Raw genomic sequence first — 13,835 nt, 5'->3', positions numbered from 1 at the left:
CAAGCCGCCTGTCAAATCCCTTGCGATTGTCCGAGCCTCTGGGAGATTTTCGCCACATACCGCTGGGTCTCCAGCGGAAGCTGCTCATACTTTGCTTCCAGCTCTTCATCCGTGCTGATTCCCAGGCGCTGCAGGCGTCCAGGCCCTGCGTTGTACGCAGCAAGCGCCACCTTTACATGGCCGTCATAGCGACTGAGCAGGTCGCGGAGGTATTTGGTTCCGCCCGCCAGGTTTTCGTCCGGATCGTAGGCGTCACGCACACGCAGCATACGGGCTGTTCCGTCCATCAATTGCATCAAGCCTTTGGCACCGGCACGGGATACGGCATTCGGGTTAAAGTTTGATTCGGCTCGCACCACTTCGCGCACCAGTTCGCTGTCGACGTTGTAAGCTTTGGCGATGCGGTCAATTTTCTCCAAAATGGCGTGTCTTTGGAACGGCACCAGTCTGGACGAAGTGGTGTTTTCATGGGACTGTGAGGATGGCGTGCCATCCAGATCAGCCAGCACCTCTTCCGCGCTGATTACCCGCTGCCATTCCGCCGCTTCCGCTTCCAGCAGTTCCTGAAACAGTCCGTTCATCGGAAGTTGGTCCAACGCGGCAGATTCCGGGGAATGATAGGTATGGATACGCTGCTGAAACTGAGGGGAGACTCTCATGTCTTTCAACCTCTCCGTTGGGTTCTCTTTTTCATTATAGTGGAAAAATGTGGACAAGCCAATACATAGAAAAAGCAAAAAGAGAGCCTCGCTGGAGACTCCCCTTCCATATGTATGGAGATGGTCGGAATGCAGGGATTCGAACCCTGGACCTCACCCACCCCAAGGGTGCGCGCTACCGGGCTGCGCCACATCCCGACTGTACGTTTGTAATATACTATACATTTCATATCGTGTCAAGAGTTTACTTGATTTTGAATCGTTATTACGAGCGAATCAAGCTGAATACTTCCGCACGAGCGGCGGCATCATTGGCAAAAATTCCCCGCACGGCAGAGGTAACCGTTTTGCTGCCAGGCTTTTTCACTCCGCGCATGGTCATGCACATGTGCTCCGCTTCCACCACTACGACGACCCCGTGTGGATCAAGCTTGCGCACGATGGCATCGGCAACCGTCGCCGTGATTCTTTCCTGCAGCTGCGGGCGTCGGGCAACCGTCTCCACGGCGCGCGCCAATTTACTCAGGCCCACCACACGTCCGCCGCGTGGGATGTATGCGACATGGGCTTTGCCGAAAAACGGCACCAGGTGGTGTTCGCACATGGAGTAAAACGGAATGTCCTTGACCAGCACCATTTCTTCGTGGTCTTCACTGAATACCGTTTCAAAGTATTTTTCTTCGTTTACGAACAGTCCCTCAAAGGCTTCCGCGTACATCTTCGCAACGCGCTTTGGCGTATCCAGGAGTCCTTCGCGATCCGGATTTTCACCAACCGCTTCCAAAATCATACGGACGGCTTGTTCAATTTTTTTGTAATCGATCTCCATTTTCGTACCTCCTTTTTGTACCAAGGAATCTGCCACGACTAAACTGCATGCCTAACCCATTCAGGTACTCGTTTCCTTTGGCAAGACAAGCCCATCTTACCATAATGTCCCGAAAAAAAGCAAAATCATGACGAAAAAAATCCACATTGCATGAATGTGGATTTTTATGTAAGTGTTCCGTAAACGGAGTAGCTATTACTTGATGGAGTCCTTGAGCTGCTTTCCAGGTTTGAAAGCTGGAATTTTGCTGGAAGCGATTTCGATTTCTTCGCCTGTTTGCGGGTTACGACCTTTACGAGCCGCACGCTCACGAACTTCGAAGTTACCGAAACCGATCAGTTGAACCTTTTCGCCGTTTTTCAGCGCTTCCGCAATTGCATCGAGAACTGCATCAACTGCTTTTGTCGCGTCCTTCTTGGTGAGTTCGGTGGTTTCAGCCACTTTCGCAACGAGTTCTGTTTTATTCATTTGTTCTTCACCTCCCCTCAAAGAGTTCGGATAAGGTTAATGGTATTACTTTTCTTAACGGAAAGAAGCAGTTTTATACACTTTTTTGGTTGTTTTTACCGCTCTGACAAGCTTATAGTAATACACCGTCCCTGTAAATTCAAGCCCCCTCCTGTCGAAATGGAACGAAAAACACGAAAAAAGGCTTCCTGTCACTATGGAAGCCCTTTTTCGCCATGGTCCAACCAGGACTTTTCGCCTAGATTACAGTATGATCGCAATCAGTCCGCCCGAACCTTCATTGATAATTCGGCCCAGTGTCTCCTGCAGTTTGTATCTTGCATTGTCCGGCATCATCGTGATTTTTGCCTGAATGCCTTCTCGTACAATGGAATGGAGAGATCGTCCAAAAATGTCGGAATTCCATATGGAGAGCGGATCTTTGTCGAAATCCTGCATCAGATAGCGCACCAGCTCTTCGCTCTGCTTTTCCGTGCCGATGATCGGGGCAAACTCCGATTCTACGTCTACGCGGATCATGTGGATAGAGGGTGCCGACGCTTTCAACCGTACACCGAAGCGAGGACCTTGGCGAATCAGTTCCGGTTCGTCCAGCGTCATCTCGTGCAGCGACGGTGCAGCAATCCCGTAACCGGTAGAGCGAACCATATGGAGCGCTTCCGCCACTTGATCAAACTCCCGCTTGGCATGGGCAAATTCCTGCATGATTTTCAGCAGGTGATCCTTGCCCTGAATCTCCACGCCGACGATCTCCATCAGAATCTGATCGTAGAGCTCATCCGGCGCGTACAGGTCGATTTCCGCCACCCCTTGACCCATATGCATACCGGCCAAAGCTGCCCGCTCGATAAAATCATATTCGTTAAAAAAGCCGACGACGCGGTCCACATCTCGCAGGCGACGAATATCCTTCACTGTGTCCCGCACAGCTTCTTCGTAGTTTTGGCGAAGCCAGTGTCCATTTTCCAGTACCATTACCCAGCTGGGGAGATTCACATTTACTTCGTGTACAGGGAATTCGAACAGCACTTCCCGCATCAGAAGCAGGATTTCCTGCTCCGACATATGATCAACGGAGAGAGCCACAACGGGCACGTCATACTTTTCCTGCAGTTCCGTGCGCAGATGCTGCACCTCTTCGGAGCGCGGACGAGTAGAGTTGACCACCATGATGAATGGTTTGCCCACTTCCTTCAGCTCAGCCACAACGCGTTCTTCCGCTTCAATGTAGCCTTGACGCGGAATTTCCGCGATGCTTCCGTCGGTGGTCACGACGATCCCGATGGTGGAGTGCTCTTGAATGACCTTACGCGTTCCTACTTCCGCCGCTTCCTCGAACGGAACCGGTTCTTCGTACCAAGGGGTGTTCACCATCCGCGGTCCGTTATCGTCCTCGAAGCCTTTTGCACCCTGAACCGTGTAGCCGACGCAGTCAACGAGGCGGACGTTGATGCTGAGTCCCTCTGTTACGTGAAGTTGCACGGCCTGGTTGGGAACAAATTTCGGTTCCGTCGTCATGATCGTCCGGCCGGATGCGCTTTGCGGCAGTTCATCTGTGGCACGGATGCGCTCCGCCTCGGAATGAATGTTGGGAATCACGACCTGTTCCATAAACCGTTTAATAAAGGTTGATTTTCCCGTACGGACAGGTCCTACCACTCCCAAGTAGATGTCCCCGCCCGTCCGCTCTGCAATGTCTTTAAAGATGTCGACTCGTTCCACCTTCGATGACCTCCTCCTATTTGTCTATTGTTACACTATGACTTTTTTTCCGAATTATCCCTCACCGTCAGTATTTGCGGAGAGAACCTCGTACTAGTATCTTGGACAGTATCAATATATGTGTTTTCCGATTAACTAGAACAAAAAAGAGGACAAAAACAAAAAAGCGGCTCATGAGAGAGCCGCTTTACTGCAGTTTTAACAATTTGGGTTCGCCGTTTACCATTTCGTAGGGAAAGGACTTGGCGGGCACAAACATCGATTCCCGCGCCATTACATAGCGGGGATCCGTATCGTTTGGTACCTTTACCTTGCTGTTGCGCAAGACCGTTGCGATGTCGGCCGCATAGTCGACGGCTACTTCCCCCTTTTCATTCATGACCAGCGGAAGGAGTTGATTGCTGATCATGCTGGGAACCTGCGTCTCCTTCAAGCCGATTTTGCCGAATGCGATGGAGTAATACCCGTTGCCCAATTCCTTTTCGACCGGCAGCTTTCCGCGGTATTGCCGATAGCGGTCAACGGCCTGCTGTACATCCGCCACCTTGCTGACCACCCCCAGGTGAATCAGTTTCACCGTTGGCTTGGTTTCCACGTCAATGAGAACGTACTTGTACAGCCCGCCTTTTTCAAATGAGTTTCCGGGAGCGTCCGGCAGGTATTTCGGCATCATCAGGCGAAAATCGATTTCGTATTTTTCAAAGATGGGCGTATCCAGTTCCTTGGTCACAATCGGCAGTACCCCGGTGTCTTTCTGGTACTGTTCCACCGCCTTTTGCGTTGCCTCCAGGTAAAACGAGCTGGGGACTTGATTTTCCATTCTTCGCTCGTCGGGATAAAGACAACCGCCGAGCATAACAGCCAATCCCGTCAGCATCAGCGCAAACCGCATTGTTTTTCCATTCCAAACCCACATGTGAATCAAGCACCTCTTGCGATCAGTCTTCTTCTTCCATGCGCTGCCGCTCCAACGCGGCCTGCACTACGTTTTTCAACTTGTTTTCAGGCAGGCGGACGATGCAGTCACGATTCGTCGTTTTTGCCTGACAGGCCAAGCGAATGCCGATGTTCAAGTCTTTTTCCGGCATTTTGCGCCGTTCCAGCGCAGTAGGCGGGGTGAGCTCCCCTGCTTCTACCACGACACGGCACATGAGGCAAGAAGCATGCCCGCCGCAGCGCTGTGGAATGACCACCCTGGCAGAACGTGCCGCACCTACGACGGACTGCCCGGGCCGTACCTTTATGGCTTTTCCGCTTGGCAAAAACGTCAGTTTCCCCATCGTATGCACGACCTCCCGTCAATACGGGCGGTGAGCGAGCTCAACGCGACCCTGCTTCACGATTTTGATTTGGCAGCCCAACCGGTAACCTTCCGCGCGCTCCGTTTTCCGAAGACGCCGTTTTTCTGCTTCGGTTGTTTCGTTCAAGCATTCCGCTCCTTCCAATACCTTCGTCCGGCATTGGGCGCAGTTTCCCCGTTCGCAGGCATAACCCCACCGCACCTGGTGTTTTTTCGCCAGGTTGACGATGGTCGTATCCGTCTCAAGGGGAAGGTGATGGGTTCCGAAGCGGGAGATGAGTGTTAGTTGTTCCATCCCAGATCCTCCTTTATTATCCAAACACGACGATCACGATCATCACAAAGATCGCCAGCAACATGAAAAACGCAACGGACTTCAACAAAAAGCGCAGCAATCCGTTTTGCGTCTTGCGCGCGAAAATCATCATAAAATTACAAACAAACATCAAAAAGATCGCCAACAGCGATATATTCATTTTGGTCATGGGATCCATAGGCATTTCAACGACAGCATCCTTTTCTCTATTTTTGTACCATTATACCACACTCGCTGCTTCGCTTTATAGGCTACGAACCAGGAACCGAACGTTCGCATAGACTATCATGACGATTCACCTTATGGAGGGAAGGAAGATGAACAGTCGGAAATGGAGAAATCCGTATGCACCGATACCCAGCAAGAAGCTGAGTGAAAAGCCTGCCGATGTCACTCTTGCCGTGACACCACGCAATATCGTTCCAGCAACAGACCTGCGCACCTCCGTATCTCGGATGCGCACCAATATCAAAGGGATCAGCAGCACGATCCGTCAGGTGGAACAGACGATGGATACGCTGTATGGCGCCATGGAGATGATCGATACGCTGGGAAAGAAAACCTCTACGGCCGGCAATCCCACACCAAAGCGGGGTGCGGCTGAAACACGAGAGGCAGTGGATGAATCAGCAGATGCATCGAATAATCCTCTTGGCAATCTTGACATCGGTCAGATCTTGAATCTGCTGCAATCCCCCCTGGTGCAAAACCTGCTGAATCAAACTGGCAGCAACGGTGGCACAAAACGAAAAAAAGAGGGATGATCTCCCTCTTTTTTCTTGTTTCTGTAGGTCAGCCATGTCCCTGTAGAGCCATGATTGTTCCTAGTCTTACTGTATGAATTTTTCGTTGGCAGGGAACGGGCATAACCGCCCATTTCTACGTTATTTCAAGAGCTTTGTCAGCGACTGCAGGTCGTTGAGGCTGATTTCCTTGTTGCGAAACATTTGGATGATTTGATCCTCCCGCTCCGTCGTCAGCGACTTGCCGCTCAGCGCAGAAAGAGAGCGGATAATTTGCCTCAGTTTCGTTTCGTCTTCAAAATCTGATCGCTTCACCTGATCGGCCAGCGACCGCAGCTGGTTTTCATCGACTGATTTTCCAACCTTGTTCTGCAGACTCTCCAAAAAACGGCGCGATACATTGTTGTTCATTCAATGCCCCTCCTCTAGCCCAATAGGTTACACCCTATCGTATGAAGAGGAGCCTAAATTGGTGAGCAGAAGGTTTCAGGCGCGGTATTCCCCGAGGTATTCCATTTCATATGTACGACCCCTGCCCATGAGATCTTCCACGCCCTGCCGCGGTGATTTGCCTTCGAACAGAATGCCGTACAAGACACGCGTGATCGGCATGTCCACTTCTTCCCTTTGAGACAGGGAGTAAGCTGCATTCGTGGTGCGAACGCCTTCCACGACCATGCCCATCTGCTTCAGCACTTCTTCCAGCCCTTTTCCCTGACCGAGCAAATACCCTGCCCGCCAGTTACGGCTGTGCTGGCTGGTGCAAGTAACGATCATATCTCCCACGCCCGCCAGGCCGGCAAATGTAAGTGGATTGGCACCCTGCTTTACGCCAAATCGAGTAATTTCCGCCAATCCGCGAGTCAGCAGCGCAGCTTTTGCGTTGTCACCGAAGCCGAGACCATCCGACATCCCGGCGCCCAACGCGATGATGTTCTTCAGGGCGCCTGCAATCTCCGCTCCGATCATATCGGGATTCGTGTAGACGCGGAAATAGGTATTCATCAGCAAATCCTGGGCACGTATCATGCTCTCTTCCTCTGCGGACGACACGACGACGGTGGTGGGAGAGCGGCGGATTACTTCCTCCGCATGGCTTGGGCCAGTCAAGACAGCAAGCCGGCTTCCAATGGCTGACGGAACTTCTTCGGCGATCACTTCCGACATCCTTTTGAGGCTTTCCAGTTCAAAACCTTTCGTGGCGTGGATCAGCAGCACATCCGGCTCCAGAAACGGCGACATGCTTCGGACAACTTCACGCATGGCATGTGACGGAACGGCCAGCACGATCACTTTCTTGCCGGCAATTGCCTCCCTCACATCGGTATGGGCGACGATGGACTCAGAGAGCCGGACTGAAGGAAGGTACTTTTCGTTTGTATGATGCGTGTTTATCTCTTCAGCGAGCAATGGATCCCGCACCCACACGCTGACGCGATGTTGATTGTCGGCGCATACTGAAGCGAGGGCCGTTCCCCAGCTTCCTGCGCCTATGATGGCAACATCTGTACTCAAAAGCTCTCCCTCCACTTGTGCAAAATAATGGAAGCCTGCCATCACAACGGATCTATCGCAAATTGCGATGAACAGGCTCTCCCAGCTTTCGCTCCTTGCCTGATAAAAGATTTAGGATATTGGTATAATGGCGCGCATAGGCAAACACGGCCAGAAGCAAGCTTACCTCTGCAAAAATAATCGCATCTTCAAAAAGAAACAAACAAATCGGCAACAGGGTCACAAATACGAGCGATCCCAAGGAAACGTACCGTGTGACGGCAATGACGACTAAGGTGATGACACCCGCGACGAGAAAGGAGACGGGAGAGAAACCGATTGCGACACCAACGGTGGTAGCAATGCCTTTTCCCCCGCGAAAACCGAAGAAGGCGGGCCAGTTGTGCCCGATGATGGCACAAGCGCCTGCAAGAGCGTATACCGTCAAATTTCCCCCCGTAATCAGGTAGCCAATCCCCATGGCGACCAGGCCCTTGGAAGCGTCCAAAAGCAAAACGAGGATAGCCGGCCCTTTGCCGAGGACGCGCAGGGTATTGGTAGCCCCGGCGTTCCCGCTGCCGTGTAAACGGATGTCAATTCCGGCGATTTTCTTGGCAATAAGATAACTGAAGCTGATGGATCCTATTAAATAACTGATTACCAAGGATATAAACGCCATTTCATTTCCTCTCCCTATGTTTTTTTACGCGTCAGGATCCGAATCGGCGTACCTTCAAAGACAAAAGCTTCCCGTATTTTGTTCTCGATGTAGCGTTCATAGGAGAAATGCATTAATTCAGGATCGTTCACGAACAGGATAAAGGTCGGCGGTTTGACAGCCGCTTGCGTCGCATAGTTGATTTTCAAGCGCTTTCCTTTGTCGGTCGGCGGCGGTGCCATAATCGTGGCATCTGTGACCAGATCGTTCAGCGTCGCGGTCGGTACGCGCATCGCATGAGCTTCGGCCACTTCGTTTACCTTCGGCAGAATCGTCTGGATCCGCTGTTTCGTCTTGGCCGAAACGTACAGGATCGGAGCGTAGTCGAGGTATTTGAACTCCTCGCGTATCAACTCGGTGAAGCGTTGCATCGTCTTGTCGTCCTTCTCCACCGCATCCCACTTATTTACTATGATAATGATGGCGCGTCCTGCTTCATGCGCATATCCGGCAATTTTTTTGTCCTGCTCGATGATGCCCTCCTCCCCATTGAGGACAACCAGGACCACGTCGGAGTCTTCAATTGCTTTCAGGGCACGCATGACACTGTATTTTTCCGTGGACTCGTACACTTTCCCCTTCTTGCGCATACCCGCGGTATCGACAAGAACATACTGCTGACCGTCGCGCTCAAACGGGGTATCTATCGCATCCCGGGTAGTTCCCGCGACTTCGCTTACAATGACTCGCTCCTCGCCGAGGATCGCATTGGTGAGCGAAGATTTGCCCACATTGGGACGGCCAATAATCGAGACACGAATGACGTCTTCGGGACGGTCTTCTTCACTCTCTGGCGGAAAATGTTTCACCACTTCTTCCAGCATGTCACCCAAACCCAATCCATGACTGCCTGAAACGGGAAACGGCTCTCCCACGCCGAGCGCATAAAAGTCGTAAATCTCGTTCCGCATTTCAGGGTTGTCCACTTTATTGACAGCCAGCACAATAGGCTTTTTCGTACGATTCAACATGCGTGCCAATTCCAAATCGGCATCGGTCACGCCGGAGCGCAGATCCGTCACCATGATGATGACGTCGGCTTCGTCTATGGCCAGCTCTGCTTGATAGCGCATTTGCGTCAGGATTTGGTCCGTCTCGCCGAATTCAATACCGCCTGTATCGATCACGTGAAAGTAACGGTTCAGCCATTCACCCTTGCCGTACAGGCGATCCCGTGTTACGCCCGGCTTATCCTCCACGATGGCGATCCGTTCCCCGACAAGTCGGTTAAAGATGGTGGATTTGCCCACATTCGGCCTACCCACGATTGCAACGACAGGCAATCCCATGTTCAACAACACTCTCTCTCATTTACGTTTTGACTAGCTAATCATACCATACTACCTAATGCCGAACAACGACGAGGGTTTGTTCATTCACTTCATGAACCATGGCGTCCAACACCTTTTCCAAAGTGAAGGCGGTTTGCTGCAATTGTTCCTGGTTTTCGACGACAAAAATAGGGGCCCCTCCGGCTATACGATCCTTTTGGGTAGTTATGACGGCAAGAATTTTACTCTCCACTGGTTACCCTCCTCGTTGGTGTGCAGAAGATTCTTTGGGCATCCGCAGCACGTTCTCCAGTATCGGCACATTGCCGATCACCGCCCGCGCTTTCTCCGGACTTTTCAGCTGTGGGAGCAAAAAGACACCAAGCTTCCCCGTTTTCAAATCCCGCTTGATCAGAGGCGTCAGCGATGGCTCTCCCTCATCGGTATAGACGCCAAGCTGTGTCGCAACATCGTGCAGGATAGCCTGACGCTGACCCGGATGTGCAATGGAGACGACGACGTTTTCGTTGTGCGGGACAAGCACAAATCCCAGTCCACGCTCGCGAATCTGCTGCTGGGCTTCTTCCAAGCCGACGTTCATGATGTAGATGTCGTCCACGTACAAGTCTTTTCCGTCCACGCGCACTTCGGCCATGTGTATGTCGACAATATGGGAGAGCGTTTTACCGGACTTCAGGATACGGGATACGACGAGACATAGTACCCCAGCAATGCACCCGCCCCACCCGTTAAACAAAACGGTAGCGAACGTAGTGAGCAGTGCAGTGAAGATCACCAGATAGTTCCTGCCTTCAAACACCATGGCGATTCCCTCGATATAAGGCCCCCCGCGGGGGACCAGCTCCCGCTTGTCTATCTCAGTTAGCGTGGTCCGTTCCATGTTGCGCACGTCACGAAACTGCTGGGCAGCGAGCGCCAGAAAGGTGATTGCCGTGTAGTTTTCCTTGATCATGGCGGGAACGGCTACCGATCCCAATGCTGCCGCGATCACACCCAGCGAAATGTGAATGATTTTCCCGTGAGGATACGTCGGGTACTGCCGGTAATCGGTCTGAAGGAGGTACAGCCTGCATGCAACGCCGAAGCTAATCCCAAGAAACAATGGAATGACAAACTCGTTCGCTAGCAGTTCTTTCCACAAAGGAGCATCACCTGTGAGAATCTGATTTTGATCGAACCGCCCGATAAACTCCCCATCCTTTTTTGACCACACTCCATGCCACCAGGGCCAAACCCCAGAGAAAAAACGTGCTCCATAGCATGTCTTGAGCGTACTCACTGCCTATCTCGCTTCTTTCCATCTGAGGAAGGAATTGAAGCATATACAGTCCATCAGTCAGCGGGAGTACGAGAAACAGCAAAAAGAGCTGCTGCCTCATGTCGCGAGTCAACGCAAACAAGGCGACAAGTGTGACAATGGCAATCAAAGTGGTTTCGTCCAGCACGAGCAGTACCGGATCTTTAAAGAGCACCATACGGAAAAGCGTCAGCAGTACGGCGGTCAACAGAGCTGCCAGCAGCAATAGCCTTCGTCGTTCGCGGGGAAATCGGACGTACAGCCAACCGGCCGACAGGATTGGCAAAATGGCGCCGCTCATGCTTACCTGCACGGGGAGAAAATAAAGCTTCCAGCTGACGAAGGAAGAAACAAGAGAAAGCGTTAGTGCGGCAAGCAGGGAAGCTCTGGTCAGACCCACTTTGGTCAGCGGCCGGTCGAGGCTACCCATCCAGATGAGGCACAACAAGCACCACTGAATGATCAGGGATAACGTTCCCTCGTTCATTTCCTATCTCCTCAAGTTGTCATGGTCTTCCCAAAGTATGCCTCAAACCAAGAGCTTTCATAACGATGCCTTCTCTACAATCCCCTCATCGCATACCGTTTTAAGTCGATCCCGCGCTGCATTGCCCACTGCGCTGTTTCTCCGCCTACAGTAACAGGAACCTGACGAAGCTCGTCTACCGTCGATACCCCCAACGCCGTCATCGCTACACGCAGTTGATGATGCCAGGCGTCCACTGCAGTCAGACACGAGTCTACAGAGTCCGTTACCAATCGCAAAAAGCTTCCCGCCATTCCGACCGCAGCCGCTCCCATCGCCAGCGCTTTGCATACGTCCAGTCCGTGCCGGATTCCGCCGGTGGCGATCATCGATACTCCCTTCATCTGATATTCGCCTGCTTCCAAAAGGCTTTGAGCCGTTGTCAATCCCCAGTCTTCAAACATGGAGAGCGGCTCACTGCTGCGAAGGTTCTCCACTCGGGCAAAGTTGGTTCCTCCCGATCCCCCCAAATCAATCGCCTTTACGCCGGCATCTATCAGTCGGCGGATGCTTTCACGAGACATGCCAAACCCTACTTCCTTTACAATGACGGGTACATCGATCTTTTCTACGATTTCCCCAATTCGCTCCAAATACCCGGTAAAGTCGCGATCTCCCTCCGGCATCATCAACTCCTGCATCACATTTACATGGATTTGCAAGGCATCTGCCTCAATCATCTCCACCGCTTCCCGCGCTTGCTCTGTCGTAGCTTCCGCGCCGAGATTGGCGAAGATGATCCCGTCTGGATTTTCCCGTCTGACGATGCTGTAGCTGTCTCTGACAGAGGGATCACGCAGCGCTGCCATCTGCGAACCGACTGCCATCACAAGCCGCTTCTCCCGTGCCACAATGGCCAGACGCTGATTGATTTCCTTGGTGGCTGCCGCCCCTCCCGTCATCGCATTGATCACGATGGGAGAATGAAGGCGGAAGTGCAGCAGTTCCGTTTCAATCCTTGTGTTACCATAAGATATATTAGGTAAACTATTTGGGATAAACGATACATCATCCAGTCCGTTCCGTCCCGACTGTCCTGCTTGCAACGCATGCCGGATATGTTCCACTTTTCGCTGTGAACGGCTCATCATCATCACCTACTCAAAATAACCCACCCGGCTATAGCAAGGCTCCACCCACCCGACAATTGCATTCGCTGCGCCGGGCGGGGCCCCGAACCCTTTCCAAGTAACGGTTTAGGATGTTTAATCTGATCATTTCTCTCTAAAAAAGGGATACGCCCGATGCGTATCCCCTCGAATCTCTACTTCAATTTGTCTTTCAGATCGCCGAACAGATCCCCCAGAGTCACGCCCAGTGACTGGTTGTTCTCCTGCGTATACTGCTGGTGCTCGCGTTTGCTTGCACGTTCCACCTGCTCCGCACGTTCTTCTTCAATGGCGCGGATGCTCAGGCTTACGCGCTGCTCCTCGGGCACAACATCCAGCACCTTCACCTGCACCTCTTGACCTTCCTTCAGCACTTCTCCCGGTGTAGCCACTCGACGGTTGGCGATTTGCGAGATGTGCACAAGACCTTCGATCCCGGGTGCAATTTCCACGAAGGCACCGAAGGAGACCAGACGCTTCACTGTACCGGAAACAACGTCGCCCGCCTTGAATTGTTCCGACACTTTTTGCCACGGACCCGGCTGTGCTTCCTTCATGCTCAGGCTGATGCGCTCGTTTTCCTTGTCTACCTTCAGTACTTTTACTTGAACCTTGTCGCCCTCTTTCACTACGTCGGACGGTTTTTCAACGCGGTTCCAGGCCAATTCGGACACATGAACCAGACCGTCAACGCCGCCAATGTCGACGAATACGCCGAAGTCAGTCATACGCTGTACGGTACCTTCCAGCACCTGACCCGGTTGCAGCTTATCCAGCACCGATTTTTTCTGCTGTTTGGCTTCCTCTTCCAGCACTGCTTTGTGGGAGAGGATTACTTTGTTTTTCTCTTTGTCCATCTCTATTACTTTCAGGCGCAGCGTTTTCCCTTTGTAATCGGAGAAGTCTTCTACGAAGTGACGCTCTACCATGGAAGCGGGGATGAAGCCGCGCAGACCTACATCTACCACGAGACCGCCTTTGACGACTTCCTTCACGGTTGCCTCGATGATTTCGCCCGACTGCATTTTTTGTTCCAGTTCAGACCAGGCGGACTCCATGGCCACTGCCTTTTTGGATACAACCAGCTCTTCTTTTTCGTCATTGAGCTTGATTACCTTTACATCAAATGTATCGCCGACGGAGACAACATCGGAGACCTTCTCTACATGGAGAGGAGAAAGCTCGCTGATCGGAATTAACCCGTCGTATTTGTAGCCTACGTCTACCAACGCCTGCTTTTCTTCCACTTTGGTAACGGTAGCTTTCACTACATCTCCTACCGAAATGGTTGTTGCATCGGACAAGCTAATGTTGCTCGTTTCTTCCATCATGAACAAAACCTCCTTCAATACCATCCAGTCC

At 52.0% G+C, this 13,835-nt stretch carries 18 protein-coding genes and 1 tRNA gene; 1 reads left to right on the top strand and 18 read right to left on the bottom strand.

All coding sequences use genetic code 11. The features are described 5' to 3' along the window. Window positions 1–11: 11 nt before the first annotated feature. The 9 genes from ACE99V_RS02765 to ACE99V_RS02725 all read right to left on the bottom strand — a co-directional run bounded on the left by ACE99V_RS02765 (window position 12) and on the right by ACE99V_RS02725 (window position 5,478). Entirely contained in the window at window positions 12–659 is a 648-nt protein-coding gene (locus ACE99V_RS02765) for a lytic transglycosylase domain-containing protein (protein ID WP_400489616.1), read from the bottom strand. A 121-nt stretch (window positions 660–780) separates the two neighbouring features. Then, window positions 781–857 (bottom strand) — tRNA-Pro (locus ACE99V_RS02760). Window positions 858–924: 67 nt separating this feature from the next. After that, window positions 925–1,488, bottom strand: coding sequence for a GTP cyclohydrolase I FolE (gene folE / locus ACE99V_RS02755; protein ID WP_400489615.1), 564 nt, complete (start codon window positions 1,486–1,488; stop codon window positions 925–927). Window positions 1,489–1,683: 195 nt separating this feature from the next. Next, a complete protein-coding gene (locus ACE99V_RS02750; protein WP_400489614.1) occupies window positions 1,684–1,956 on the bottom strand; it encodes an HU family DNA-binding protein in 273 nt (90 codons plus the stop codon). 243 nt (window positions 1,957–2,199) lie between these two features. Continuing rightward, entirely contained in the window at window positions 2,200–3,678 is a 1,479-nt protein-coding gene (gene spoIVA, locus ACE99V_RS02745) for a stage IV sporulation protein A (protein ID WP_400489613.1), read from the bottom strand. A gap of 187 nt (window positions 3,679–3,865) precedes the next feature. Continuing rightward, on the bottom strand, window positions 3,866–4,594 hold the full coding sequence (locus ACE99V_RS02740; protein ID WP_400489612.1) for a YphF family lipoprotein: 729 nt from the start codon (window positions 4,592–4,594) through the stop codon (window positions 3,866–3,868). A gap of 22 nt (window positions 4,595–4,616) precedes the next feature. Then, window positions 4,617–4,958, bottom strand: coding sequence for a 2Fe-2S iron-sulfur cluster-binding protein (locus ACE99V_RS02735; protein ID WP_400489611.1), 342 nt, complete (start codon window positions 4,956–4,958; stop codon window positions 4,617–4,619). A gap of 18 nt (window positions 4,959–4,976) precedes the next feature. Then, window positions 4,977–5,273, bottom strand: a complete 297-nt coding sequence (locus tag ACE99V_RS02730) for a 2Fe-2S iron-sulfur cluster-binding protein (protein WP_400489610.1) — start codon at window positions 5,271–5,273, stop codon at window positions 4,977–4,979. Window positions 5,274–5,289: 16 nt separating this feature from the next. Beyond that, window positions 5,290–5,478, bottom strand: coding sequence for a DUF2768 family protein (locus ACE99V_RS02725; protein WP_400489609.1), 189 nt, complete (start codon window positions 5,476–5,478; stop codon window positions 5,290–5,292). A gap of 133 nt (window positions 5,479–5,611) precedes the next feature. Between ACE99V_RS02725 and ACE99V_RS02720 the strand changes: the two genes are divergently transcribed. Beyond that, the gene (locus tag ACE99V_RS02720) at window positions 5,612–6,058 is read left to right on the top strand and encodes a hypothetical protein (protein ID WP_400489608.1); all 447 of its coding nucleotides are present in this window, start codon (window positions 5,612–5,614) and stop codon (window positions 6,056–6,058) included. 120 nt (window positions 6,059–6,178) lie between these two features. Here ACE99V_RS02720 and ACE99V_RS02715 read toward each other — a convergent pair whose 3' ends face one another. The 9 genes from ACE99V_RS02715 to rpsA form a co-directional block, all read right to left on the bottom strand. After that, window positions 6,179–6,448 (bottom strand): stage VI sporulation protein F, encoded by a 270-nt coding sequence (locus ACE99V_RS02715; RefSeq protein ID WP_400489607.1) that lies wholly within the window; start codon window positions 6,446–6,448, stop codon window positions 6,179–6,181. A 75-nt stretch (window positions 6,449–6,523) separates the two neighbouring features. Next, window positions 6,524–7,594, bottom strand: a complete 1,071-nt coding sequence (locus ACE99V_RS02710; RefSeq protein ID WP_400489606.1) for an NAD(P)H-dependent glycerol-3-phosphate dehydrogenase — start codon at window positions 7,592–7,594, stop codon at window positions 6,524–6,526. 10 nt (window positions 7,595–7,604) lie between these two features. Continuing rightward, on the bottom strand, window positions 7,605–8,210 hold the full coding sequence (plsY, locus tag ACE99V_RS02705; RefSeq protein WP_400489605.1) for a glycerol-3-phosphate 1-O-acyltransferase PlsY: 606 nt from the start codon (window positions 8,208–8,210) through the stop codon (window positions 7,605–7,607). Window positions 8,211–8,224: 14 nt separating this feature from the next. Beyond that, window positions 8,225–9,538 (bottom strand): ribosome biogenesis GTPase Der, encoded by a 1,314-nt coding sequence (gene der / locus ACE99V_RS02700; RefSeq protein ID WP_400489675.1) that lies wholly within the window; start codon window positions 9,536–9,538, stop codon window positions 8,225–8,227. Between the two features lie 55 nt (window positions 9,539–9,593). Beyond that, window positions 9,594–9,773 carry a capping complex subunit for YIEGIA gene (locus tag ACE99V_RS02695; protein WP_400489604.1) on the bottom strand — a complete coding sequence of 60 codons (180 nt, stop codon included), beginning with the start codon at window positions 9,771–9,773 and terminating at the stop codon, window positions 9,594–9,596. A gap of 3 nt (window positions 9,774–9,776) precedes the next feature. Next, window positions 9,777–10,682, bottom strand: coding sequence for a YIEGIA family protein (locus tag ACE99V_RS02690; protein WP_400489603.1), 906 nt, complete (start codon window positions 10,680–10,682; stop codon window positions 9,777–9,779). 7 nt (window positions 10,683–10,689) lie between these two features. Beyond that, complete coding sequence (locus ACE99V_RS02685) at window positions 10,690–11,325, bottom strand: YphA family membrane protein (RefSeq protein WP_400489602.1); 636 nt, start codon at window positions 11,323–11,325, stop codon at window positions 10,690–10,692. Between the two features lie 74 nt (window positions 11,326–11,399). Then, complete coding sequence (gene fni, locus ACE99V_RS02680; protein WP_400489601.1) at window positions 11,400–12,455, bottom strand: type 2 isopentenyl-diphosphate Delta-isomerase; 1,056 nt, start codon at window positions 12,453–12,455, stop codon at window positions 11,400–11,402. Between the two features lie 173 nt (window positions 12,456–12,628). After that, window positions 12,629–13,804 carry a 30S ribosomal protein S1 gene (rpsA, locus tag ACE99V_RS02675; RefSeq protein WP_400489600.1) on the bottom strand — a complete coding sequence of 392 codons (1,176 nt, stop codon included), beginning with the start codon at window positions 13,802–13,804 and terminating at the stop codon, window positions 12,629–12,631. Window positions 13,805–13,835 lie beyond the last annotated feature (31 nt).

It is taken from the genome of Brevibacillus soli (assembly GCF_044759095.2).
Classification (GTDB): domain Bacteria; phylum Bacillota; class Bacilli; order Brevibacillales; family Brevibacillaceae; genus JBIYSM02.
Note: the sequence above shows the minus strand (reverse complement) of the source record. Positions and strands in the feature narration are given on the sequence as shown.

Coding starts and splice junctions, on each gene's coding strand:
- ACE99V_RS02765 (WP_400489616.1), bottom strand. CDS start 659: ATGAGAGTCTCCCCTCAGTTTCAGCAGCGTATCCATACCTATCATTCC.
- folE (WP_400489615.1), bottom strand. CDS start 1,488: ATGGAGATCGATTACAAAAAAATTGAACAAGCCGTCCGTATGATTTTG.
- ACE99V_RS02750 (WP_400489614.1), bottom strand. CDS start 1,956: ATGAATAAAACAGAACTCGTTGCGAAAGTGGCTGAAACCACCGAACTC.
- ACE99V_RS02740 (WP_400489612.1), bottom strand. CDS start 4,594: ATGTGGGTTTGGAATGGAAAAACAATGCGGTTTGCGCTGATGCTGACG.
- ACE99V_RS02735 (WP_400489611.1), bottom strand. CDS start 4,958: ATGGGGAAACTGACGTTTTTGCCAAGCGGAAAAGCCATAAAGGTACGG.
- ACE99V_RS02730 (WP_400489610.1), bottom strand. CDS start 5,273: ATGGAACAACTAACACTCATCTCCCGCTTCGGAACCCATCACCTTCCC.
- ACE99V_RS02725 (WP_400489609.1), bottom strand. CDS start 5,478: ATGCCTATGGATCCCATGACCAAAATGAATATATCGCTGTTGGCGATC.
- ACE99V_RS02720 (WP_400489608.1), top strand. CDS start 5,612: ATGAACAGTCGGAAATGGAGAAATCCGTATGCACCGATACCCAGCAAG.
- ACE99V_RS02715 (WP_400489607.1), bottom strand. CDS start 6,448: ATGAACAACAATGTATCGCGCCGTTTTTTGGAGAGTCTGCAGAACAAG.
- ACE99V_RS02710 (WP_400489606.1), bottom strand. CDS start 7,594: ATGGCAGGCTTCCATTATTTTGCACAAGTGGAGGGAGAGCTTTTGAGT.
- plsY (WP_400489605.1), bottom strand. CDS start 8,210: ATGGCGTTTATATCCTTGGTAATCAGTTATTTAATAGGATCCATCAGC.
- der (WP_400489675.1), bottom strand. CDS start 9,538: ATGGGATTGCCTGTCGTTGCAATCGTGGGTAGGCCGAATGTGGGCAAA.
- ACE99V_RS02685 (WP_400489602.1), bottom strand. CDS start 11,325: ATGAACGAGGGAACGTTATCCCTGATCATTCAGTGGTGCTTGTTGTGC.
- fni (WP_400489601.1), bottom strand. CDS start 12,455: ATGATGAGCCGTTCACAGCGAAAAGTGGAACATATCCGGCATGCGTTG.
- rpsA (WP_400489600.1), bottom strand. CDS start 13,804: ATGATGGAAGAAACGAGCAACATTAGCTTGTCCGATGCAACAACCATT.